General features: G+C 37.1%; 22 protein-coding genes. 20 read left to right on the forward strand and 2 right to left on the reverse strand.

Going from position 1 to position 23,228, the window contains the following annotated elements:
- Positions 1 to 25 precede the first annotated feature (25 nt).
- The 15 genes from NIZ91_07785 to wrbA all read left to right on the forward strand — a co-directional run bounded on the left by NIZ91_07785 (position 26) and on the right by wrbA (position 17,737).
- Positions 26 to 1,015, forward strand: coding sequence for a sugar phosphate isomerase/epimerase (locus tag NIZ91_07785; GenBank protein USY56545.1), 990 nt, complete (start codon positions 26 to 28; stop codon positions 1,013 to 1,015).
- Between the two features lie 91 nt (positions 1,016 to 1,106).
- Entirely contained in the window at positions 1,107 to 3,620 is a 2,514-nt protein-coding gene (locus tag NIZ91_07790; protein USY56546.1) for a helix-turn-helix domain-containing protein, read from the forward strand.
- Positions 3,621 to 3,863: 243 nt separating this feature from the next.
- On the forward strand, positions 3,864 to 4,997 hold the full coding sequence (locus tag NIZ91_07795; GenBank protein ID USY56547.1) for a Gfo/Idh/MocA family oxidoreductase: 1,134 nt from the start codon (positions 3,864 to 3,866) through the stop codon (positions 4,995 to 4,997).
- An 18-nt stretch (positions 4,998 to 5,015) separates the two neighbouring features.
- On the forward strand, positions 5,016 to 5,486 hold the full coding sequence (locus tag NIZ91_07800) for a DUF6379 domain-containing protein (GenBank protein USY56548.1): 471 nt from the start codon (positions 5,016 to 5,018) through the stop codon (positions 5,484 to 5,486).
- Positions 5,473 to 6,450, forward strand: a complete 978-nt coding sequence (locus NIZ91_07805; GenBank protein USY56549.1) for a sugar phosphate isomerase/epimerase — start codon at positions 5,473 to 5,475, stop codon at positions 6,448 to 6,450. Before NIZ91_07800 ends, NIZ91_07805 begins: the two co-directional genes overlap by 14 nt.
- Before the next feature lie 438 nt (positions 6,451 to 6,888).
- Positions 6,889 to 8,310 carry an MFS transporter gene (locus NIZ91_07810; protein ID USY56550.1) on the forward strand — a complete coding sequence of 474 codons (1,422 nt, stop codon included), beginning with the start codon at positions 6,889 to 6,891 and terminating at the stop codon, positions 8,308 to 8,310.
- 247 nt (positions 8,311 to 8,557) lie between these two features.
- Positions 8,558 to 9,970 (forward strand): DHA2 family efflux MFS transporter permease subunit, encoded by a 1,413-nt coding sequence (locus NIZ91_07815; GenBank protein USY56551.1) that lies wholly within the window; start codon positions 8,558 to 8,560, stop codon positions 9,968 to 9,970.
- A 73-nt stretch (positions 9,971 to 10,043) separates the two neighbouring features.
- A complete protein-coding gene (locus NIZ91_07820; protein ID USY56552.1) occupies positions 10,044 to 10,979 on the forward strand; it encodes an AraC family transcriptional regulator in 936 nt (311 codons plus the stop codon).
- Between the two features lie 100 nt (positions 10,980 to 11,079).
- Positions 11,080 to 12,027, forward strand: a complete 948-nt coding sequence (locus NIZ91_07825; GenBank protein USY56553.1) for a VOC family protein — start codon at positions 11,080 to 11,082, stop codon at positions 12,025 to 12,027.
- 28 nt (positions 12,028 to 12,055) lie between these two features.
- Complete coding sequence (locus NIZ91_07830) at positions 12,056 to 13,162, forward strand: alpha/beta hydrolase (protein ID USY56554.1); 1,107 nt, start codon at positions 12,056 to 12,058, stop codon at positions 13,160 to 13,162.
- A gap of 21 nt (positions 13,163 to 13,183) precedes the next feature.
- On the forward strand, positions 13,184 to 14,092 hold the full coding sequence (locus tag NIZ91_07835; protein ID USY56555.1) for a fumarylacetoacetate hydrolase family protein: 909 nt from the start codon (positions 13,184 to 13,186) through the stop codon (positions 14,090 to 14,092).
- Between the two features lie 24 nt (positions 14,093 to 14,116).
- Entirely contained in the window at positions 14,117 to 14,872 is a 756-nt protein-coding gene (locus tag NIZ91_07840; protein USY56556.1) for a cyclase family protein, read from the forward strand.
- Between the two features lie 34 nt (positions 14,873 to 14,906).
- Complete coding sequence (locus tag NIZ91_07845) at positions 14,907 to 16,061, forward strand: FAD-dependent oxidoreductase (protein ID USY57114.1); 1,155 nt, start codon at positions 14,907 to 14,909, stop codon at positions 16,059 to 16,061.
- Positions 16,062 to 16,349: 288 nt separating this feature from the next.
- Entirely contained in the window at positions 16,350 to 16,958 is a 609-nt protein-coding gene (locus NIZ91_07850) for a flavin reductase family protein (protein ID USY56557.1), read from the forward strand.
- Between the two features lie 167 nt (positions 16,959 to 17,125).
- Entirely contained in the window at positions 17,126 to 17,737 is a 612-nt protein-coding gene (wrbA, locus tag NIZ91_07855) for an NAD(P)H:quinone oxidoreductase (protein ID USY56558.1), read from the forward strand.
- Positions 17,738 to 17,788: 51 nt separating this feature from the next.
- On the opposite strand, the gene NIZ91_07860 is transcribed toward wrbA, so the two are convergent.
- Positions 17,789 to 18,817, reverse strand: coding sequence for a beta-lactamase family protein (locus NIZ91_07860; protein ID USY56559.1), 1,029 nt, complete (start codon positions 18,815 to 18,817; stop codon positions 17,789 to 17,791).
- A gap of 169 nt (positions 18,818 to 18,986) precedes the next feature.
- Positions 18,987 to 19,745, reverse strand: a complete 759-nt coding sequence (locus NIZ91_07865) for an MBL fold metallo-hydrolase (protein ID USY56560.1) — start codon at positions 19,743 to 19,745, stop codon at positions 18,987 to 18,989.
- Between the two features lie 117 nt (positions 19,746 to 19,862).
- On the opposite strand from NIZ91_07865, the gene NIZ91_07870 reads away from it, so the two are divergent.
- The 5 genes from NIZ91_07870 (at position 19,863) to NIZ91_07890 (ending at position 23,171) form a co-directional block, all read left to right on the forward strand.
- The gene (locus NIZ91_07870; protein ID USY56561.1) at positions 19,863 to 20,276 is read left to right on the forward strand and encodes an Lrp/AsnC family transcriptional regulator; all 414 of its coding nucleotides are present in this window, start codon (positions 19,863 to 19,865) and stop codon (positions 20,274 to 20,276) included.
- A 68-nt stretch (positions 20,277 to 20,344) separates the two neighbouring features.
- Positions 20,345 to 20,812 (forward strand): hypothetical protein, encoded by a 468-nt coding sequence (locus NIZ91_07875; protein ID USY56562.1) that lies wholly within the window; start codon positions 20,345 to 20,347, stop codon positions 20,810 to 20,812.
- Between the two features lie 145 nt (positions 20,813 to 20,957).
- Entirely contained in the window at positions 20,958 to 21,509 is a 552-nt protein-coding gene (locus NIZ91_07880; protein USY56563.1) for a sigma-70 family RNA polymerase sigma factor, read from the forward strand.
- The gene (locus NIZ91_07885) at positions 21,494 to 21,901 is read left to right on the forward strand and encodes a PadR family transcriptional regulator (GenBank protein USY56564.1); all 408 of its coding nucleotides are present in this window, start codon (positions 21,494 to 21,496) and stop codon (positions 21,899 to 21,901) included. The genes NIZ91_07880 and NIZ91_07885 overlap by 16 nt, the downstream gene beginning before the upstream one ends.
- Positions 21,902 to 21,905: 4 nt before the next feature.
- Positions 21,906 to 23,171: an FtsW/RodA/SpoVE family cell cycle protein gene (locus NIZ91_07890; protein ID USY56565.1), complete on the forward strand. Its 1,266-nt coding sequence runs from the start codon at positions 21,906 to 21,908 to the stop codon at positions 23,169 to 23,171.
- Positions 23,172 to 23,228: the final 57 nt, after the last annotated feature.

Here is a 23,228-nt window from a genome sequence, read left to right on the forward strand (position 1 = left end):
ATAATAGAAATTTGGAGGGATAAATATGGGGGAACAAGGGCTTATTAAAAGAGGTGTTTCTTTATATAGCTATCAAGAAGAGTTTTATAAAGGAGAACTAACGCTTGAGCAATGCATTGCAGAGGTATCTAAGACGGGTGCAACGGGAATTGAGCTTTTACCTGAACAAATGATAAAAAGATTTCCAAAGGTAACGGATGAATTTGTAGATACTTGGTTTGGGTGGATGGACCATTATAAAGTAGAACCCGTAGCATATGATGCATTTTTAGATAATAAATTGTTTGCAAATCGTTCACTCACCTTAGAAGAAAATGTAGAGATGATGATAAGAGATTTAAAACTAGCTAACAAATTAGGGTTTTCGATACTAAGAACGCTCGTTTCCACTCCTCTTGAGGTTGTTCAAAAAAGTCTTCCGTACGCAGAAGAGTACGGAGTGAAAATAGCGCTCGAAGTTCATGCACCATTTACGTTTGGTACCCCGTGGTTTGAGGAAAGGATGAACTACATCACTGACAGTGGAACAAAGTGGTTTGGAATTATGCCTGATTTAGGAATCTTTGTAAAAGAAATTCCGCCGGTTATGGAGCAACGGTATATAAGAGATGGTGGAACACCTGAGATTATTAAATTTGTGAGTGAAAGATACGCACAAGGGATGGATAAAGATGAAACGTTAGCAAACGTACAAGCAATGAAAAATGCAAATGAAGTTGATCGTAACTACGCTGAGTTTGCTCGACACCTGGTCTATACAGATCCAAACATTTTGAGGGATTATATTCCTTATATCATGCATGTTCACGGAAAATATTACGATATTACATCTGATTTGAAAGAACCAAGTATACCATATAAGGATATTGTTCAAGTTTTACAAGATGCTGGGTATAATGGATATATTAACAGCGAATATGAAGGGAATCGACATATTCAAGACTATGCCCAAGTAGATAGTATAAAGCAAGTTAAGAATCATCAAAAGCTCTTAAAAAGCTTAATAGATTCATAATAATAAATGCAGAGAAACTGCTCAGAAAGCAGTTTCTCTCTTACATGTAAACGATAAAAGGATGTAAAAGATGTTTGCTGGAGGTTATCTTATGATTAGCACTAAACCGTTGCAAAAGCCAATTGATTTAAAACTAATTGATATTTTTACTATGCAAGAAAGAAGCGTTTTGAATCATGCACATAAAGAAATTGAGTTAATCTATGTTGTGAAGGGAACGTTAGATGTCAAAGTTAGAGAGAAACTGTATCAATTAAACGAGCAGGATTTCCTCATTGTGAATTCTAATGAACCACATTCTTTAATGTCCAATGCAGATAATTTGTTTAGCATCATGCATTTTAATTACCTCCAATTATCTTCTTTATTGTCTCAGGAAAATATACAATTTACCTGCAATTCAATTGAAAATCCTCAGAAAGAAAACCAAAAGCTGTGCTTAATCATTGAAGAGTTACTATCTGTTTACCTAAAGCAACCTCATTCGTCAGTAGTGGAGGTGTTAGAAAAAACACTTAAATTGGTTTCAAGGTTAGAATCGTTTTACTTAGAGAAGCAAGAGAGTTTACTAGTTGATGTTGATTCCGTAGACAAAGGAAATAGTCAAAGGCTGAGTGAAATATTAGAATATGTTCGAGCACATTTTCGAGAGCCGCTATCTTTAGAAGAAGTAGCAAGCGTTCAGTATATTACTGTTCCCTATTTATCTAAGTTTTTTAAAAAACAAACAGGCAAGACATTCTCTCAATACGTAAATAAAGTTCGATTAGCCTATGCAGTTAACGAATTAACGTTAACTGATAAGTCAATTACGCGAATTGCTTTAGATAATGGCTTTCCTAACCTAGCAGCTTTTAATCGTGTTTTTACAGAGCATTATCATGAAAAGCCTATCGATTATCGAAAAAAGAAGCTCTTAGATAAGAAAAGCGAAGAAACAAAGATTATAGTGGAGGAAGCACAGGACACACAGAAGACGGTGAGAGAACTAAAGCACTATTTACGTACTAACGCAGCGTCTCAAGTTCATTTTGATCTCCTTGAAAATTCAGTGCAAGAAGTATATACGGTTAAAGCAGAAAAAGCTCAGGCTTTTACTAAGTATTGGAATAAAATGATTAACTTAGGATACGCAACCGATTTGTTAAGCTCAGATATGCAGGAACAAGTAGCGCTTTTACAAAAAGAGTTGAGCTTTACATATGGAAGGTTTTGGGGGGTGTTCAGCGATGAGATGCATATTGAAGACTATTCAACTGAACAGGTCAGCTATAATTTTTCTAATGTGAACAAGGTGTTAGACTTTTTAGTGAATCATCGCTTGAAACCTTTTATAGAATTAGGACCGAAGCCAAAAATCCTCTCTAAAAAATTTAATGACTCGCTTTTTTTGCAAAGAAGCAGTGAAAAAAATCCAGAAGATTGGAGAGGTTTAATTAGAGCGTTTCTTTTCAACTGCATCGAGCGATATAGCGTTGAAGAGGTTGAAAGTTGGTATTTTGAAATTTGGAGTCATGAAATTGATCCCATACAGGAACAAGAAAAAGAACGTTCAGAGACAACAAAGCGACACGATCCCAAACAGTTTGAAGAATATTTTCAGCTATTTAGCTATTTGAAAACAGCGATTAACGATATTATTCCAAGAGCTAAAGTAGGTGGGTGTGGCTTAACGATGGATGTTGAAAAAGAAAAGCTTAATTTGTTTCTTAGAGAATGGCACAAAAAAGACGTGCACCCAGATTTTTTATCCATTTCTCTTTATCCAATTGAAGTTGACCGGAAAACTACCAAAGTAAATAAACAAAACGTACTATCTGTGAATCCTAATTATATGGAACATAAAATTCAACAAGTAAAACATGCTTTAGGAAACTCAGGTTTTCAAAACCTTGAATTAAATGCTACTGAATGGAATATTTCTATTTCAAATCGAGAACTATTAAACGATAGTTGTTTTAAAGCCACATACATTACCAAAAATATAATAGATAATTTAAATGGGTATATTAATATAATGGGCTACTGGATGTGTTCGGATATTTTTAGTGATTTTAAGGATGCGAGAAGCTTAATTTATGGTGGGGCTGGATTATTAACAAAAAGCGGAATTCGAAAGCCAAGCTATCATGCCTTTACATTATTAAAACAATTAGGAGAGATTTTAGTTGCTAAAGGCGAAAATTATATTGTAACGAAAAAATCAGGAGATCGCTATCAGGTTTTGTGCTTTAATTACAAGCATTTTGACTACGCATATTACCTATCTCCAGAAGGAACAACAACAATTAATGAGCAATATAGCATTTTTGAGAATAATGAGGACTTGAATATTTCAATAGAAATACAAGGAGTGAGTAACGGAACGTATCGAATTAAAGAGCGCAAAGTTAACCGTCATTACGGAAGTGTATTAGATGAGTGGCTGAACTTTGGCTCAGTTGATGATATAAAACCTGACGAAGTAGAATACCTAAAGCAAAGGTGTGCTCCTTATATGTCGGTTGGACATGATACGATTGGAAATCATGCGATCAAGCTGAATGGAAAGCTAAAGCCGCACGAAGTAAGACTTTATGAAGTAACGTTATTAATTAGAGGTTAGAATCTATCTATAAGATTCTAACCTTTTTTAGCTAAGAAATTTTTAGTCAACTTTAATACTAGTTTAAAAATTAAGTAGTCTTTTTTAACCTTCCTGTTATTAGTAGGAAAAGCATTAAAAATAAGGCTCAAAATCGAAAGTTTACATATTAAAAAGTCAAAAGAAAAAAGAGTGATTCAGCGATAAAATTAAAGATGTAAACGGATTCAATTTAAATTATTAATGAAATGGAGTGTATATCTAATGAAGAAATTAAAAATTGGTATCATTGGCTGCGGAGGAATTGCAAACCAAAAACATTTTCCAGCTTTAACTCATTTAAAAGATAGATGTGAAATGGTTGCTTTTTGTGATGTAGTTGTGGAACGAGCTCAGAAAGCAGCTCGTGAGTTTGGAACTGGGGATGCAAAAGTGTATGAGGATTATCGGGAGTTATTGAAAGATGAAACTATTGATATTGTACATGTTTTAACACCAAACGTGATGCACAGTCCAATTACCGTAGCGGCATTTGAAGCTGGAAAGCACGTGATGTGTGAGAAGCCGATGGCTCACACTACTGAAGCGGCTCAAAAAATGATGGATGCATGGAAAAAATCAGGGAAGAAGTTTACAATCGCGTATCAAAATCGTTTCCGTGAAGAAATTCAAGCATTGCATAAGTCATGTGAAAATGAAGAGCTAGGAGATGTTTACTTTGCAAAAGCTCACGCGGTGAGAAGACGTGCAGTACCAACTTGGGGTGTTTTCCCGGATAAATCCCAGCAAGGTGGTGGACCTTTAATTGATATTGGAACACATGCTCTAGACATTACGCTGTGGATGATGAATAACTACAAACCTGTGTCAGTAACTGGATCAGTGTTTCATAAGTTAGGTCAGTTACCTGAAGCAACGGAAGGAAACTTATTTGGTGAATGGGATCCTGAAACGTTTGAAGTAGAAGATTCTGCATTTGGCTATATAAAAATGGAAAACGGAGCAACTATTTTCTTAGAGTCTTCGTGGGCATTGAACGTATTAGATGCGAGAGAAGCAGCAACAACCCTTTGTGGAACCAAAGGAGGAGCTGAGGTCATTTCAGGTATGGGCTTTAAAGAGAAAGAGCTTGTATATAACTCTTCCCACCATGGACGCTTAGTGGAAGAGCGAAAGTCACCAATTGGAAACATTGCCTACTTTGAAGGCGGAAGCAAATCTCCAGAAGTATTAGAAGCAAAGCAGTGGCTAGAAGCAGTAGAAGAAGATAAAGAGCCGCTTGTGAAACCAGAAGAAGCTTTTGTTGTGACTAAAATTTTAGACGCTATTTATAAATCGGCAGAAACTGGTAAGGAAGTTGTGTTTGAACAGAACGAAAATGTTGCGGTATACAAATAAGAAGCGGGAGGGGATATCATGACTTTTGTAATGAGATTAGAATTTGTGGATACAGTATGCGACGACAGTCTTATTCATACCTATGTGAATAATCAAAAGTTAGGCTACGAATTCCAAGTAAGACTTAGCTATTACCGAGGCCACTATTTATCATGTATTGAAGAATTGAAAGTAATGGTTGATGGTGAAGAAGTTGACCCAACGGATATGACGTTTTGTCTGAATAATAAAGAATTTACCATGGCACAAATTCCTTATTTAATTTCAGAGTTTTGGAAGGTTAATGAAGCAGCAACAATAAAGGTATATGCGCCTGGCGGATTGGAAGATGGAGAGCATACAATCGACGTAACGCTTTTACTACGAAATGCCTATATGTATGTTCCGGGTAACACCCCAAAACATAATTATGCTGTACTGAATTCTTCTGGTAGTAAAACGCTACCTGTAAGGGTAAAGAAGGGAGTGAAAATCGATGAATCAAATTAAGCTAGGCGTTTCATTATTTAGCTTTTCGACCGATTTTGTCAAAGGTAAGCTCTCACTTGAAGATTGTATTTCTTCTGCTGGAGAAATCGGTGCTGAAGGCTTTGAGCTAGTTGGAGCAACGATGCTTCCTTCATATCCTTATGCGACAGATAAAGTAATTAATGAGTTTAAGGCAATGACAGATCACTATGGAATTGATTTTGTGTCCTATGGAGCAAGCGCCGATCGAGGTGTCATGACGGGAAGGGACCTCACTGACGATGAGTTAGTGCAATCAGCGATTTTAGATATAAAGACGGCTAACAAATTAGGGTGTAAGATGATGAGAGCACAGCCGCATCTATCGCCAGCTGCTATCGAAAAACTAGCGCCATATGCAGAAAATTACGGAGTAAAAGTGGGAGTGGAAATTCACAACCCGGAGATTCCATCCTCTCAAAAAACAAAGGCATATGTAGAGATGTTTGATAGAGTAGGATCTGAATATATTGGTCTTGTACCGGATTTTGGATGTTTCGCTACAAAACCTAATAAAGTATACTGGGACGAAGCGCTAGAAAAAGGAGCTCCTCTCAAGCTGTTGGAACTAGCAGCGAGCTTACGTTATGATGGTGTTCCAAAAGACCAAGCCATGAAGCGTTTAATTGAAGCAGGAGCTAATAATGCAGTTATGGGTGCTTTTCAAGGAATGTACGGCTTTGTCACATTTTCTCGCAAGCCGGATTTGGAAGGATTAAAAAATATTATGCCATATGTTATTTATTTTCACGGTAAATTTCACTATATGTTCGACCATCTTGAAGAAGCTAGCATTCCCTATGAAGATATCTTAAAAGTGATCCAAGATGCCAACTTTAACGGATATATTATGTCTGAATATGAAGCATCTGACCAAGCTGTTGAAATGACTAGAAAGCATTTACAAATGGAAAAAATGTTATTAGGAAGACAATATCAAGTATAAAGTAGAGGCTGGGGCATAAGGGGTTCAGTCAGTGATCTATCCGAACTATTGGGAGTTAACTACTTTCGATAGCTCGGATATTTTTTGTTAGTTCGGAATTCAGGTTTAAAAAGTAGTGTCATGGTGTGTAAGATAATTCGCTCTGCTTTCTCCCTGTGAAAGCTAGTGCCTGCAGCACTGGAACCTCTTTCTGTATTAAGGGCTACTGCAAAAGAAATAGATGAATTATTAATCTTCTTTTCTAGCATGAAAAAAGAAGGAGATTAAATATTAGCTGTTGTAGGTGTAAGAAATACATATCGACAGGGTGATAAGCTATATAAAATAAAAACAAGAAAGCGTTTTCTTTTTAGAGATAAGAGAGTGGATTGGAAGGAGAAGACAGAAAAATCTAATAATTAATTTAGCTGCTTAAATTATGTATAAGGGGTGAAGGGAATGGAGAGAAATTTAAATACGAGTCATGCGGTAACAGAAACGGTTGTTTCACATTCTACGGTAGAATCGTCTGAAAAGTTACCGTTATCAACGAAGATAAGTTATGGTTTAGGTGACTTTGGTAGTCAATTGTTCTGGACATTTAGCGGATCGTACTTAACAATTTTCTATACGGATATAGTAGGTCTTACACCAGCAATTGTAGCAATGATTATGCTAATCTCTCGTATTTGGGATGGAATTAATGATCCTATGATGGGCATGATTGCTGATCGCACAAAATCAAGGCACGGCAGATTTAGGCCATATATCTTGTACGGGACGCCGCTTTTAGCTTTATTTAGCGTACTGACCTTTACAGCACCAGGATTTGGAGGGAGTCTAGAAGCTAAAATTGCTTGGGCTATCTTTACGTACATTGGGCTTGGGATGTTATTTACGTTAGTAAATTTACCTTATGGCTCCCTTGGAGCGGTTATAACAAAAGATCCTGGAGAACGAACTGCGCTTAGCTCGTTTCGGATGCTTTCCACAAACTTAGGTACTATTTTACTTAGCATTATCACAATGCCGCTTATTGTTTTCTTTAGTGGAGGAGCGGGAGAACAGATAACGGCTCGAGGCTATACGATTACTGCTTTTATATTAGCTCTTATAGCTGTACCAATGCTGTATCTCGTGTTCTTTAAATGTAAAGAAGTGGTTCAGCCAACGTACACAGGAAAAATATCCTTTGAAAAATCATTAAAAGCTATATTTACTAGCAAATCATTAATCTGTATCTTCTTTATCTTACTACTATCTCTGACCGCATTTTTTGGTAGAATAGGCATTCAAATCTATTATTATTTATATGTTATTGAAAGAATGGATTTAGTTGCTTTATTCATGCCACTGCCAGCGATAGGAGCAGTATTCGGAATTATGCTTTTTGCGAGGTTTGCTAAACGATTTGGTAAGAAAAGAATGCTTTATATTGCTTATACAGGATCTGCGTTGTCGTTAGTATTTTTATATTTCGTTGATTACAGTAATTTACCACTACTGTTTGCTGGTACCTTTGTATTCGGATTAATGCAGTTTTCAACACCAATCGTTGTTGCAATGGTTCCAGATGCCATCGATGAAATTGAGCATAAGAACGGCATACGCATTGATGGAACCGCTTACGCTGCAACGAGCTTATCCACAAAGTTTGCAAGTGCATTAGGTGGAGCTGGAACAGTAGCTTTATTAGGTTACTTTGGATATAAAGCAAATGCTGAACAAACGGCAGAAGCCATCAATGGTATTAATGTTGTGGTAAACATTGCTCCAGCGGTTTTATTCTTAATAGCCATTGTCCCTGTTATGTTGTACGGTTTAACAGAAGATAAGCTAAAAACAATTCAGGATGATTTAAACCAACGTGCAAGCTCGTAAAGACAGCTCTTTCTAATAGTTACAGTTTAAATATGAAGCACGCATCTTCGATTATGGAGAAGCGTGCTTTATCGTGGTCAGAAGGATAACAAAAAGGTGTTAATTTTTAACCTGTGTGTATGTCTCTTAAAAGAAAAGATAAAAAATGACCGCATGTATAAAAAAAATGCGGCAGTTTTTAACCAGTAAAACAATTAAAATAAAAGTAAATAAACATATCATATTGAAAATATAAGGAGTCGATCAAATGCAGGAACAAACGATAACACCGCCTGTTAACAGAAAGCTGTTGATGATGGTTCTACTGGCAGGTGTTTTTTTAGCTTTATTAAATCAAACGATTTTAATTACAGCACTTCCAAAAATTATCAGTGATTTTGGAATTCAAGCAAGTCAAGCGCAGTGGCTTATTACATCATTTATGCTTGTTAACGGTATTATTGTACCAGTATCAGCATTTTTTATTAGTAAATTTTCTACGCGCCAGCTCTTTTTTACCTCAGTCATCATTTTCTTAGCTGGAACAACGCTTGGAGGCATCGCTCCTACATTTTCCGTATTGCTTGCTGCGCGCTTTATTCAAGCTGTTGGAGCTGGAATTATCATGCCGCTTGTATCCAATATTATTCTATTAATTACTCCTCGGGAAAAAAGAGGATCAGCTATGGGGCTAATGGTGCTTGTAATCTGCTTTTCACCAGCAATAGCTCCTACGTTAGCGGGGGCAGTAGTTGATATATTTTCTTGGCGATATTTGTTCTACGGCACGCTACCTTTAACATTAGTCGTTTTAATCATATCATTATTTTCGCTGAAAAATGTAACTGAAACCAATCAATCTGAAAAACTAAGTATACCTTCTGTTCTCCTATCAACAATAACTTTTGGATCCATTCTCTATTCTTTAAGCTTAGCTGGAGAATTAGGGTGGATGAATCAACAGACAATAATGTTTGGAGCGGTTGGTATTGTTGCACTAATTGCACTTATTGTCCAACAATTGAAGCTAGCTAATCCAATGCTTGAACTGAGAGTATTTAAATATAAAATTTTTACATTTTGCTGTGTGATGATGACCGTTGCATTTGGAACAATGCTAGGGGTGGAAACGCTGTTGCCAATTTATACGCAGGAAGTGGAAGGAGTCTCTGCTCTTGAATCAGGACTCATTTTATTACCTGGTGCCGCCTTGATGGGAATTATGTCACCGTTTATAGGCCGTTTTACAGATAAAGTAGGAGCTAGATCACTTGTTATTGCAGGTTTTTTAACCATTACTCTCTCAACAATTCCTTTATCATTTAGCGGTTTACAGTCTTCGATTACATTATTAGTTGTTTTGTATACAATTAGAATGGTAGGGATTGGTCTTGTCATGACACCTTTACAAACAGCTGCGATGAATGCTATTCCTCAACGTTTAATTGCTCACGGGGTAGCAGTATACAGCACGTTAACTTCAATAGCTGGATCAGTTGGAATATCGGTAATTGTTAGCTTATATATGAATATGACGAATGGATTAGCCTCTGAAAAAATAGCATTAGGCACAACGTTTCTCATCATTACAATCATTAGTGGCTTCACAATACTATTAGCTCTTAAATTAACCAAACAACAACGTGTAGTACGCTCATCTGAAATGGCAAGTGAAAAATAAGCAGCATTGAAAAAGAGATTTACTTATGAGTAAATCTCTTTTTCGTATTATAAAACTAAAAGGAGCTACGAACATGAAATATCCTTACGAACAAGTAAGCGTGAATGAAGATTTACCTGTGTTCACCATAATGACAAGCGTAAAAGTTATATCAAAGCATTGGCATAATCGAATTGAGTTCTTATTTTTACTAAAAGGACAGGTGGATGTGTTTGTTGGTAGTAAGAAATATACATTATCACAAAATGACTTACTCCTCATTAATAGCAACGAAGTGCATGGTGTTGAAAGTAATCATGATAATGTCATTCTTATGGTTCAAATCCCTATTTTGTTTATAAAAAAGTGTTATAAGTCGATTGAGCAAGTACAGTTTGAATGTTACTCAGCCGGAAAACAGAATCAGCAACAGTATAATGAGATTCGATCTTTACTCGCACAGCTTTATATGACTTTGGACAAAAAGAAGAATCATCATGATTTAAAAGTCCATTCTCTTTTACTAGATTTGCTTTATCAATTAGTTAGTCGCTTTAAAGTAGAGAAAGGAATACGAGCAGCCAAGAAAGATATTGAGCGAATGAGTCGATTAACAGAATATATTCATAAACATTATATGCACCCAATTACATTAGATGAGCTAGCTGCAATTGAACAGCTAACACCGCCTTATGTATCAAGATATTTTCAGAAGCAAATGGGGCAAACTTTCTTAAGATATGTAAACGGCGTTCGGTTGGAGCATGCTGTTCATTATTTAGTAGAAACGGACATGTCCATTATCCAAATTACTTTAGAGTGTGGCTTTGCGAATCTAAATTCATTTCATAAATTATTTAAAGATACATTTCATACTACGCCGCATCAGTATCGAAAAATGCACGCACACCACTTAAGTAATGAAAGGAGAAAAAAGAATAAAAAACAATATGATTTTATTGAGAAAAACGATAGTCAATATTTACATAAATATTTAGAAAAAGATAAAAAACAGTATGATTTTTCTTAAAAAAATAAACGTTTTCAAAAATGTTATTTTCTATAATTAAGGTAGATAAAGCGCTGTAATGCAGCGTTCAAAAAATTCTTTATTATAGGAGGTAGTATAAATGTATAAAAATCTACATTATTTTTCCCATCTTGCACACGTTGAATTAATGAGTCCGAAATTAGAAGAGTCAGCTAACTTTTTCAAGAATGTTATTGGTTTAGAAGAATCAGGGCGCAGAGGAAAATCCATTTACTTCCGTGCTTGGGGAGAGCATTACCATCATAGTTTGAAAATTACAGAAGGTCCAGAACCGGGACTTGGCCATATTGGTTGGCGTGCTGATAGCCCAGTCGCTTTAGAAGAAGCAGCTGTGTATTTAGAAAAGATGGGTCAAGGAATCGGTTGGGTTGAAGGAGACTTAGGGCATGGAAAAGCCTATCAGTTTCAATCTCCAGATGGTCATTTAGAAGAAATATTCTGGGACGTCGAAATTTATGAAGCGCCGACGTTACTTCAAAGTAAGTGGAAAAATCGTCCGCAAAAAAATCCTGGACGTGGTATTTCACCTCGCCGTCTTGACCATATTACGCTACACAGTAACAATGTAGCCAAAGACCGCGAATTCTATCAAAATATTGGATTCCGTTACAACGAAGGAATCTTTTTAAATGCAGAAGAGCCTGGAAGCCCAGAAATTGGTGCTTGGCTTTCAGTAACCAATCTTTCTCACGATATTGCATTCTTAAAGTCTCACACTGGCAAACCAGGTGGTTTTAATCATGTATGCTATGCGGTGGAAAGTCGTGAAGAAGTGTTATTAGCTGCAGATCACATTTTAGAGAGCGGATACGAACTAGCGATGGGAGGTCCGACGCGCCATGCTCTTGCTGAAGGATTTTTCTTTTATGTAGATGAGCCGGGTGGCAATCGATTTGAATTATATGCCGGTGCCCACCTTGTCTTTGCGCCGGACTTTGGTCCATATCGTTGGAGTCTAGAAGAAAACCCAAACGACGCTTGGGGTCGTGAAATGCCTTGGGATAAATCCGGAAAAATCATTAAATAACAACGATGAGATGAAGGAGTGTTTGTGAATGTGGCGTTATTTTCCTGATAATTATATGTGGTCATATCAAATTGTAAGAATGATTAGCCAATCATATTTTGGGGGAGGAGAGGTTAATGAAATTTTAGATGCTGCGAGCAAAATGGAACTTGGCGATTTTGAAAGCTTTCATCGAGAGTGGATGAACACAGGTCATAAAGCGTTATCTAAAGCCAATAATGCAATGGATAAGGGTAATAAAGAAACCGCTCGTGAAGCTTATTTACGTTCAGCAAATTATTTCAGAACCGCTGAATTCTTTCTTCAGCCTGATGATGAGCGCAAAATTCCAACGTATTTAAAGTCAGTTGAGTCGTTCAAAAAAGGGAGCGAATTGCTAGACCATCCACCAAAAGCAGTGAATATTCCATTTGAGCACGCATCTTTGCCTGGTTATTTCTTTGAAGCACCAGGTCAAAAGAATGGTCCAATGATGGTGATGTTTGGAGGTCTTGATTCTACGGCTGAAGAGCTATATTATGGGCCGGCACAGTTTTTAAATGAACGAGGCATTTCTTTATTAGCTTTAGATGGTCCTGGACAAGGTGGAGCTCTTCGTCTTCACCATATCCATTCTCGTCATGATTATGACGTAGCTGGGACGGCTGCTTATGAATGGGCAGTAGATAATCTAGATGTTGATCGGGATCGAATTGGTGTTATGGCTGTGTCAATGGGAGGTTATATGGCTGCACGCTGTGCCGCTTTTGAACCACGATTTAAAGCATGCGCTATTTGGGGAGCTGTGTACGATTATAACGATGTATGGGCGAAGCGTCCTGACAATCATCCGCTAGCAAAAATTTTACAGCATATTTTTGGAGTGGAGGATATGTCAGCAGCGCGAGCAAAGCTTCAGCACTATAACTTAAGAGGAGTAGCTGACAAAATTAAAGCTCCAACTTATATTATTCATGGTGAAGATGACCATCAAAATAAAGTGGATAATGCGTATAACGTATACAATGATTTAACGTGTTCCAGACGCCTGAAAATTGTTCCAAAAAGCAGCCCAGGCTCATCACACTGCCAGGTTGATAATATTACAGAAACCTATGAAATGTATGATTGGATCAAGGAACAATTAGAGAAGTAAGTGAGGCAGGAGGCTATATAAATGAAACTTGTAACCTTTTATAACCAGGTAGGGAATCAACGTGCTGGTTGTTTGAAAGATGATCAAATAATTGATTTAGAGAAAGCTTCCAACGGAGACATTCCAAGTTCAATGCTAGAAATTATCCAAAACCAGCAAAGCTATTTGCCTTTCATTCAAGAACTGTTAAAGTCAGAGGAAGTTTCTTCTCAGTCTATTGACGAGGTAAAGCTGGCACCACCTCTTTCTAACCCACCGAGCTTTCGTGATTTTGTTGCGTTTGAGAAGCATGTCAAAAATGCGACAAAGCGAAATGGTGATAAAGTGGCACCTGAATGGTACGAAATGCCAATCTTTTATTTTTCCAACCCTCACTCTTTGAAGGGACCAAATGAAGAAGTGAAGAGACCGGCTAAGTGTATGCGTCTTGACTACGAACTAGAGTTGGCGTGCATTATTGGTAAAGAAGGCATAGATATTAAAGCAGATGAAGCGGAAGAATATATTTTTGGTTATACCATTTTAAACGATTGGTCTGCGAGAGATCTTCAAATGAAAGAAATGAAAGTGCTCCTTGGACCAGCTAAAGGAAAAGATTTTGCAACATCCATTGGCCCTTATATTGCTACAAAAGAAGAGTTTGAACCATATAAAGTAAACGGACGTTTTGATTTGGAAATGACGGCTAGTGTTAACGGGGCAGTCCTTTCCAAGGGCAATTTTAAAGAAGTATTTTATACGTTTGGTGAAATGATAGAAAGAGCATCAGAAGGAGTGAAGCTATACCCAGGAGATATTATTGGGTCTGGAACCGTTGGTTATGGATGTATTATGGAGCTTGGGATAGAAGTACACCGTTGGCTGGAGCCGGGGGATGAAGTGGAGTTATCAATTACAGAGCTTGGTTCATTAAAAAATATAATCGTTTAAGGAAGAAAGGATTGAATTATATAAATGAAAATCGTTGACCTTAGCGTTTCGATAGAAGAAGATTTGAAAGATCCGCTGCCATTTTCGATTCGATATGAAACGCATGAAGAAGGGGCAGATTTCGGAGCAAAATTAGTTGGAGTTTCTCCAGATGACTTTCCAGAGAGAAAAGGACTAGCAGGCGAATTTATGACTTTAACAAGTCATGCCGGAACCCATGTAGATGCTCCGTGGCATTACTGGCCCACAGTTGAAGGAAAGCCTTCTCGAACAATCGATGAGCTTCCTTTAGAGTGGTTTTTTAGCGATGGTGTTGTACTAGATTTTACCGATAAACCACCTGGATATGCGGTGACGGTCCAGGATCTAAAAGCTGAACTTAAGCGCATTAACTATATACTAAAGCCGTATGATATTGTCATGATTCGTTGTGATGCTGATAAACAGCGGTATAACGTTAAGTACAGTGAAATTCATGTAGGCGTGACGGCAGAAGCAACGCTATGGCTGACTGGACAAGGCATTAAAGTAATGGGGACAGACGGTTGGGGCTGGGATATTCCGTTAGCAGTTCAAGCAGCTGATTATAAAAAAAATCCAAGAGACGGGGTGCTATGGGCAGCTCATTATGTTGGAAGAGAAAAAGAATACTGTCAAATTGAAAAACTAGCAAATCTAGATCAATTACCACCTTATGGCTTTAAGGTTTCAGTTTTTCCCGTCAAGATAAAAGGTGCAAGCGGAGGTTGGACGAGAGCCGTAGCTATGCTTAATACGTAAACTAAACCTTTGTATAAAAGGAGAGTGATGAGTGATGAAAGATAGACAGGTACAAAATGTTTTAATTGTCGGCGGAGGCATTAGCGGTTTATCTGCTGCATTAGCACTCCAAAAAGCTGGAATTGAAGTAGAGGTTGCTGAAAAAGAGTTAGACTGGAACGTTTACGGGGTTGGTATCATTCAACCACCTAACGCGCTTAGAGCGCTAAACGAAATTGGGTTAGCAGACGCGTGTATAAAACAAGGAACTTCCTACTCGGGCTTTGATTATTACACAGGGCAAGGTGACTTTTTGTTTTACACTCCTTCTCCAACAATTGAAGGGTACCCTGGCGTCAACGGAATTTCAAGACGAAAGCTGCATGAGATTTTGTTTAAAGCAGTAGAAAAAGCAGATACGAAGATTTATATGGGCACAACCGTGAGTCAGATTCAAAACGATGAACACAAAGTAACGGTAGAGTTAGATAATGGTATAACGAAAACGTATGATTTAGTAATTGGATCAGACGGAGCAAATTCAAGCCTGAGAAACCTACTTTTTACCGATGTCGAGCAGCGCTATAGCGGTCAGGGAGTATGGCGCTATAATTTGCCACGACGAAAAGAAATTGATAAAGGTCTCTTTTATTATGGAAAAGATTCAAAAGCTGGATTGGTGCCGATGTCTGAAACAGAGATGTATCTGCTTGTAACGACTCATGAACCTGGAAATCCCAAATTTCCTAAAAGCGAGCTCCATTATTTATTAAAGAAGCGGATTTCTGTATTTGGAGGTGTCATTGCGGAAGTAGCTGAACATATTGTTAATCCAGACGAAGTGGTATATCGTCCAATTTTTACGCATTTAATGCCAAAACCTTGGTATAAAAACCGCGTCGTGCTCGTTGGAGACGCTGCACACGGTACTGCTCCTCACTTAGGTCAAGGAGCATCGATTGCAATTGAAGATGTCATTGTACTAGCAGACTTACTAAAGCGGAACCTTAGTGTTTCAGAAACGCTAGAAGAATTTATGGAAAAGCGTTTTGAGCGCTGTAAGCTTATCGTTGAAAATTCTAATCAGCTTGTAGAATGGGAACTGTTAAAAGCAGCAGATCAGCTAAAAGAAAAAGTTGACGTAGGAAAATATGTAAAAGAAACGCTTGAAAAAATGAATGCTCCGATACTAAAGGAATTGAACGTGTAAGCAAATTTTTAGTTGTAACCGCTATCGCAATGCTATTAGCCGAATCTAACTCTAGGTTCGGTATTCTTTTGAAAGTTTCTGTTAATTAGCTGTTGACAGAAGAGAAGCATTCGTTTTATAATTATCTCGAATTCAAGATAAAAATAACTTCTTTTTACGGCTTGCAAAAGTAAAATGCATATTTTTTTCGACAAATATCTCGAATTCGAGAATTATGATATAGAGATTAGAGTTTATGCATTTTATGACCGTGGAATTAAATAGTAAAACGAAGTAGGAGTGAGTTCATTGCTATCAATTGATCCATCTGCACAAACGGAAAGAGAAAACTATAAGCTTCTAACGGGAAGCATTATTCCAAGACCGATTGCTTTTGTGACAACGCAGTCGACAAACGGAATAATTAACGCAGCACCTTTTAGCTATTTCAATATTGTCTCTGCAAACCCGCCGATGATCTCGATTTCAGTCCAGCGTAAAAGCGGCGAAATGAAAGATACGGCAAGAAACATTATGGAGAAAAAAGAGTTTGTGATTCACATCGTCGATGAAGATAATGTTGAGCAGGTGAATATGACGGCAGCTAATCTTCCAGCTGAAGAAAGTGAAGTCGAAGTAGCTAAGTTGATTTTGACCGAAAGTAAAAAGGTTTCGGTACCGGGAGTAAAAGAAGCAAAGGTTCGCTTTGAATGTGTACTTGAACAGGCAATTCCCTTAGGAGAAGGTGAAGAAACAAGTACCGACTTGCTTATTGGAAAAGTTGTTCAGTATCACATTGAAGATCAGCTATATGATAAAGGGCGAATTGATCCACACGGCCTTAAAGCTGTTAGCCGCTTGGCCGGCAACGACTACGCTAAACTTGGTGAGACTTTTACAATTGCAAGACCAGAATAATAGCAGTTTCATGTAACAATACATCTTAGAAATAAAACAGAATACCGACTTAAGGGGGTGATTTTACTCATCCAGATGAAACAGCGGTATGAATACGCATATAGAGGTGAAGAGAAATGGGATTTTTAGATAAATTATTTGGAACATCAACTAAGGAGGAAGAAAAAATGGAAAATGTAAAATTAGCGGTTATCTACTATAGTTCAACAGGTACAAACTACCAAATGGCGCAGTGGGCAGCAGACGGTGCAAAAGAAGCAGGTGCAGATGTAAAAGTATTAAAAGTACCTGAAACAGCTCCACAAGCAGCAATTGATTCAAATCCAGCTTGGAAGGCACACGTAGAAGAAACAGCTGCTGTACCAGAAGTAACGCTTGCTGATTTAGAGTGGGCTGATGCAATTATCTTTAGCATTCCAACTCGTTTCGGAAACGTACCAGGACAAGTTAAGCAGTTCTTAGATACAACGGGTGGACTGTGGTTTAACGGTAAATTAGCAAACAAAGTCGTTAGTGGGATGACATCCGCACAAAACGCACACGGTGGTCAAGAACAAACTCTTTTATCTCTATACACAACAATGCATCACTGGGGCGCGCTTGTTGCATCACCAGGGTACACAGATCCAGTCATTTTCAGTTCAGGTGGGAACCCTTACGGAACAAGCGTAACGGTTGATCAAAATGGGAAAATGGTTGAAGATGTGGAAGCAACAGTGAAGCATCAAGCAAAGCGTACAGTAACAGTAGCTGGATGGGTAAAGCAAGGCAATCAATAATCAGGTAAAAGCTCAGCGTTAACTAAACGTTGAGCTTTTTTGTATCCGCAGCTAATAAGAGTTACACAACTCTTCTTCAACAGCTTTCATAATCTGAAAGGCTCCATGTGATTTGTTTGAACAGATGACTGTAGTGACACCGTACTTAGGATAAAAAGCAGAGTGAAAGCTAACACCGGGGTCATATCCCATAACATGATACTTGAAAATAGTATCTTCCCTTTTCTCCATCCACACCCCATAACCATAAAAACTATTTTCATTATTGGTTTCAGTATGAGGGGTAAGCAAACGCGTAGTATATTTCTTACTGAGTAGCTGATGATTTAAAAGAGAATTCCACAAGCGGTTCATGTCATAAACCGTTACAAACGCCCCGCCATCTGCACCTCCTTTAACAGGAAGGGAGTAAATGTTTGTTTTCCACTTGTCGTCAGGAAAGTCAATGTAGCCAAGTGCTGTATGATTTGGCAAAGCATCGAGTTCAAAATAGCCAGAGCTTGTCATATGTGCTTTATGTAGGATCTCTTTTTCTACGTATGTATGAAATGAAAGCTGAGTTGTTTGCTCTATAATTAAGCCGAGTAGGATATAACCGGCATTATTATAATGAAACTGCTCTTCAACTTTATACTTCATCGGTTCATATTGGAAAAAAGGAAGAAATTCTTCTAAGTTTCTTATTTTGTACATTGGGGTTTTTGTCCACAACTCTTCAAAATCATCCATTACTTCTTCATCAAAATAGTCAGGTATTCCAGCTGTATGCGTTAAAAGGTGATGAACAGTAATGATTTCATCAAAACGAGGAAAATTAATATCAAGGCAATCTTTTAATCTTGTTTCAAACGAAAGGACGCCTGCTTCTACAAGCTGACAAATCGCAATAGCTGTAAAGAGCTTACAGCCAGATGCAATACCGTATCGCGTAGCAAGGCTATTTTTTATTTGGTCAGCTCGATTGGCATAGCCGTAGCTACTTTCAGCTAGTATATGGTGTTCATCTTTAATAAGAATACTTCCAGAAAAGTTAACTTTCTTTTGGATATCGCTAATAACGCTTAAAATATTCGTATTCAATGTAGTTCCCTCCGCCATCGTTCACATCTTTTGACATCATGTAATTCTTTCTTTATGTAGTTACATATTGTGATTGGGATTTCCTGCTAGGTAGAGTAAGAAGAAGATTAAAGGTAAGTGAAGTATAAAAAAAACAGGTCCTGTTGATGGACCTGGCTCTTGAAAGTATTTAAAAGGAGTAAGTTTCACCATCTTCTGGAATGAGGAGCTTATCCGTTATTTCATGCTTAATGGCAAACTGCTTTAATTCAGCTCTTGATAGCGTCCAATGATTTACGGCTTCCATATGAACGGAAATAATAGTTGCTTTAGGAGCAAACTGATGAACATGCAGGATGTCTTCTTTCCCCATTACAAGTGAGCCGCCTTCAAGGAATTGATTATCTCCACCATTTACAACAATAACGTCTGGCTGGTGGGCTGAGAGATTCTCTTTTACTCCTTCATACCAAACTGTATCACCTGCAACGTACAGCGTTTTTTCATCTTCATGCTTAAAGACAATTCCACACACTTCCCCAGTTAGCTTAAGAATCTCACCGCGGCCATGTTCACCTTTTGTTTTAATTAGCTGTATGCCTGCAAATTTTGTCTGTTCAGTTAACACTTCAATGTTTGTAAAACCAGCTTTTTTTACTTCAGCTTTATCCGCTTCATTTTGTACGAATAACTTTATATCTTTGTCTAATAGTTCTTTAGCAGTCTCATCAAAATGATCTAAGTGCAGGTGAGTGAGAATCACTGCATCTACATTTAATAATTGTGTTACAGGTACTGGTAGAGGCACAAGTGGATTAGGTTGATCTTGTCGTACAGAGTTTGGAAATGGAGGGTACGTACCTTGATCCGCTAACATAGGATCAATTAAAAAGGTTTTATTCGCATAGGTAAGAACAAGAGTTGCATTTCGAATTTGTTGGATATTCATGTTTTTAGCTCCTTTTCTTTAATTTACGTATAGTTTATAGTAAAAGTAACCCAATATTACATAGTGAAAATCAAGTGTTTTCACCGTTTTACTTGATTAATGAAAGGATTTGAAATTATGTTAGACCAAACCGACTTGTCCATACTAAAAGAGCTATCCAAAAACAGTCGGATTACGATGAAAGAGCTGGGTGAAAAGGTACATTTAACTGGACAAGCAGCTGCATCGAGAGTCTTAAAGTTAGATGACGCTGGTATTATTGAGCAGTATACGATTAAAGTAAATCAGCAAAAGCTTGGCTATCATGTTCATGCAATGATCACTATTTATACAACCAGTCCTTATCATGAGCCTTATTTATCGTTTATTAACACGCAGCGTGACTACGTCGTTCACAACTATAAAATTAGCGGAGACGGCTGTTATCTATTAGAATGTAATTTTCCTTCCAATCAAGAGCTGGACCAATTTTTAGAATCTTTAAACGGTCATGCTAACTATAAGCTGTCTATAATTATTAACAAAAGCTGACTAAAAAAAATTGCGCTGAATAGTTTAATACAGAATGTAAAACTCAAATAATGCAGCAGGGAGATACGATGAGAAAAGTTTCTTGGTTAAGCATAGGAGTGTTTTTAATCTTTATCGTCACTGCGTGTATAGCTGAAGATTATGATGTGGGTCCACCTACGGCGCATCTCTACGCAGAAAATGCTTCGTCTGTAAGGTTAACAGAAGCGAATATTAGCTGGGCTTCATCAAGCGGAGATGTAAGTAAAACGGTAGATGATATTTGGGAGTTCGCCTTATCACAAAAGGACATTAACGCTTCTAGAAATGAAAAAGTATTTCTAGATTTTGAAGAAAACAAAGAAAACGGTGAAGATATTTGGACGAACCCAACTATAGCAGCTAATCTTTGGAAGGAAGAGCAAAAGGTTGAACTTAAAATGAATGAAAATCGAGAATTTGAAATGCCTAAAAGTACAGGTAGATATGTGTTGGAAGTTACCTTTACAACCTCAAGTGGTACTGCTCAATACGTAGGAAGTATACTTGTTAAATAATATGTTGAATGCAAAAACCTCACTTCCAAGTGAGGTTTTTTATTAATGTAGACTGTTTTTCTGCAGATGCCAGTTTAATAAAATAATAGAAATTTAAAACCTTTTTTTTGTAGCGTCGTCTAATAATGTGAAAGGAGAGAAAGAAGTGAAAGAATGGACTGCAGAATGGATTAAAGTAAATGATTATGACTTTGTCATAGATGAAATTATGGATTGTTATGGAGATGATATATTAAAGCTGGCGTATTCTTATGTACATAGTAAAGAGATTGCGGAGGATTTAGCTCAAGATATTTTTATTAAGTGTTATAAAAATCTTCACACATACAATGGTAAATCAAAGTTTAAAACATGGCTTTGGCGCATTGCTATCAATCATTGTAAAGATTTTTTGAAAAGTTGGTATAACAACAAAGTCATTATGACTGAAAATCAATATCCTACTTCTTACATAAATAGATCAGGGATAGAAGAAAAGGTTATTCAGAAGCAGGAAGACCAACAATTAATTTCAGCAATCATGCTGCTTCCGGTTAAGTACCGAGAGGTTATTTACCTATATTATTTTGAAGAGAACTCAATTAAAGAAATTGCACTGGTGACTGAAACCGGTACTAATACCGTTAAAACAAGGCTTAGACGTGCGAAAGCACTTTTAAAAAATGCACTGGAGGAGAAAAAATGGATAAGCGTTTAAAACAATTAAAACAAAAAGTAAATAAACAAGCGTTTAATAGCTTAAAGTTTACCTCTTTTCATAAGAGGAAAGTGAAAGAAGCCATTTTACGCCATCAGCATAGTGAAGGTGAAATTCTCGTAGCAATTATGCAATTGCTAGTAAGTGAACAAAATGGGTATGAGCTTTGCAGTTTAATACGCAGCAGAGGAATTTTTCACTTTGAAAATAATGAAGGGGCTCTATACGTCTTATTACACGAATTAGAAAGTCGACGATTAATTGATACAAGATGGTCTACAGAAGAAATTAAGTATTATTACTTAAATCAACAAGGGAAGAAAGCGTTGAAAAAAGCAGAGAAGCGAATGCAATCCAAAAAGTTGAGCTTTCATGAAATTTTAGAGGGGTAACGCTATGATTAATCAGAGAAATACATTTTTACAAACGATAAAAGAACAAATTAAATCAAAAGAGGCTCAAGAATACGTAACAAAAGAACTTCAACATCATTTAAACGAGGCAAAAGATTATTGGAAACAAAAAGGCGTAGATTCAGATGAGGCAGAGCAAAAGGCCATCTTACATATGGGCAACCCTATTGTATTAGGTCAAAAGCTGAATCAGATTCATCGACCTAAAATTGACTGGATTACAATTAGTTTATTAATTACGAGCCTTCTATTAGGTTTTCTACCACTAGTTGCGATAGGCTACGCTCAAGTCAATTACTTTTTAGTGCATAAGTTATTGTTTATGGTCTTTGGCATAGCGCTTGCCATACTTTTGATGCTTATTGATTATAGAAAGTTGATGAATAAGGGGCTGGGATTTTATTTAGTGGGCTGTTTTTTAATTTTATATATTATTTATAGATCTGACTCAGGGGTATTTTCTCTTACTGTAAAAGTAGGACCGCTCACAATTGAAAGCCTAATGGCTCTGCCGTTTTTCTATTTAACTTGGGCGTCTTTTTTTCAAAGTCGGCAATTTAAAATTTGGCAATTTATGATTTTATTCACTATAAGCGCTATTTTGTTTAGCATGACGGCGAGCGCAACCGCATTCTTTATTTATGGTGTGATGACCTTTTCTATGATTTGGTGGAGCAAGTTTAATAAAATAAAAATCATGTTAGTATTAGGTAGCTTTTTTATGATGATTTTTATTTATATAGGAGTTTCTCTACAGCAAATGAAGGCTTATCAAATCGAAAGCCTATTAGCATTTCTTAATCCTTATGAATTCGTTACCGGAAATTCTCTAAGGTTTCAAATCCCACAGGTTCATGAAATGATAAAAAGCTCTGGTTGGTTTGGAACAAAAGAAACAACTGCGTTTATTCCAGAAGCTCACACGAATTTTGTTTTTCTTAGTTTTATTTATCATTACGGCTGGCTATTAGCTCTTATTCTGTTAGGAATTCTTAGTCTCTTGGTGATTCGGATTGTACAAGTAACGGGTAAAATAAACAATTCGTATAGTAAACTGCTATTAGTTGGAGCTGTAAGTGTATATGCAACGCAACTGATTGCAAACGTTGGAATGCTGGTTGGCTTTTTCCCATTAACAAGCATGCCAATGCCGTTTATTAGCTATGGTTTGATGCCCATTGCTCTTAATTCCTTTTTTATTGGAATGGTGTTGAGCGTATATAGACGAAAAGACACAGCAATGAACTAAAGACAAAGAGCTTCTCTTTTCTCTTTTCTACTTTACATAATAAGACTATACGCAACT

Source organism: Bacillus sp. 1780r2a1, assembly GCA_024134725.1.
GTDB lineage: Bacteria > Bacillota > Bacilli > Bacillales > Bacillaceae_H > Priestia > Priestia aryabhattai_A.

What these genes read in the sequence shown, in the direction of transcription:
- NIZ91_07785 (USY56545.1), top strand. Translation starts at nt 26, where the DNA reads ATGGGGGAACAAGGGCTTATTAAAAGAGGTGTTTCTTTATATAGCTAT.
- NIZ91_07790 (USY56546.1), top strand. Translation starts at nt 1,107, where the DNA reads ATGATTAGCACTAAACCGTTGCAAAAGCCAATTGATTTAAAACTAATT.
- NIZ91_07795 (USY56547.1), top strand. Translation starts at nt 3,864, where the DNA reads ATGAAGAAATTAAAAATTGGTATCATTGGCTGCGGAGGAATTGCAAAC.
- NIZ91_07800 (USY56548.1), top strand. Translation starts at nt 5,016, where the DNA reads ATGACTTTTGTAATGAGATTAGAATTTGTGGATACAGTATGCGACGAC.
- NIZ91_07805 (USY56549.1), top strand. Translation starts at nt 5,473, where the DNA reads ATGAATCAAATTAAGCTAGGCGTTTCATTATTTAGCTTTTCGACCGAT.
- NIZ91_07810 (USY56550.1), top strand. Translation starts at nt 6,889, where the DNA reads ATGGAGAGAAATTTAAATACGAGTCATGCGGTAACAGAAACGGTTGTT.
- NIZ91_07815 (USY56551.1), top strand. Translation starts at nt 8,558, where the DNA reads ATGCAGGAACAAACGATAACACCGCCTGTTAACAGAAAGCTGTTGATG.
- NIZ91_07820 (USY56552.1), top strand. Translation starts at nt 10,044, where the DNA reads ATGAAATATCCTTACGAACAAGTAAGCGTGAATGAAGATTTACCTGTG.
- NIZ91_07825 (USY56553.1), top strand. Translation starts at nt 11,080, where the DNA reads ATGTATAAAAATCTACATTATTTTTCCCATCTTGCACACGTTGAATTA.
- NIZ91_07830 (USY56554.1), top strand. Translation starts at nt 12,056, where the DNA reads ATGTGGCGTTATTTTCCTGATAATTATATGTGGTCATATCAAATTGTA.
- NIZ91_07835 (USY56555.1), top strand. Translation starts at nt 13,184, where the DNA reads ATGAAACTTGTAACCTTTTATAACCAGGTAGGGAATCAACGTGCTGGT.
- NIZ91_07840 (USY56556.1), top strand. Translation starts at nt 14,117, where the DNA reads ATGAAAATCGTTGACCTTAGCGTTTCGATAGAAGAAGATTTGAAAGAT.
- NIZ91_07845 (USY57114.1), top strand. Translation starts at nt 14,907, where the DNA reads ATGAAAGATAGACAGGTACAAAATGTTTTAATTGTCGGCGGAGGCATT.
- wrbA (USY56558.1), top strand. Translation starts at nt 17,126, where the DNA reads ATGGAAAATGTAAAATTAGCGGTTATCTACTATAGTTCAACAGGTACA.
- NIZ91_07865 (USY56560.1), bottom strand. Translation starts at nt 19,745, where the DNA reads ATGAATATCCAACAAATTCGAAATGCAACTCTTGTTCTTACCTATGCG.
- NIZ91_07870 (USY56561.1), top strand. Translation starts at nt 19,863, where the DNA reads ATGTTAGACCAAACCGACTTGTCCATACTAAAAGAGCTATCCAAAAAC.
- NIZ91_07875 (USY56562.1), top strand. Translation starts at nt 20,345, where the DNA reads ATGAGAAAAGTTTCTTGGTTAAGCATAGGAGTGTTTTTAATCTTTATC.
- NIZ91_07885 (USY56564.1), top strand. Translation starts at nt 21,494, where the DNA reads ATGGATAAGCGTTTAAAACAATTAAAACAAAAAGTAAATAAACAAGCG.
- NIZ91_07890 (USY56565.1), top strand. Translation starts at nt 21,906, where the DNA reads ATGATTAATCAGAGAAATACATTTTTACAAACGATAAAAGAACAAATT.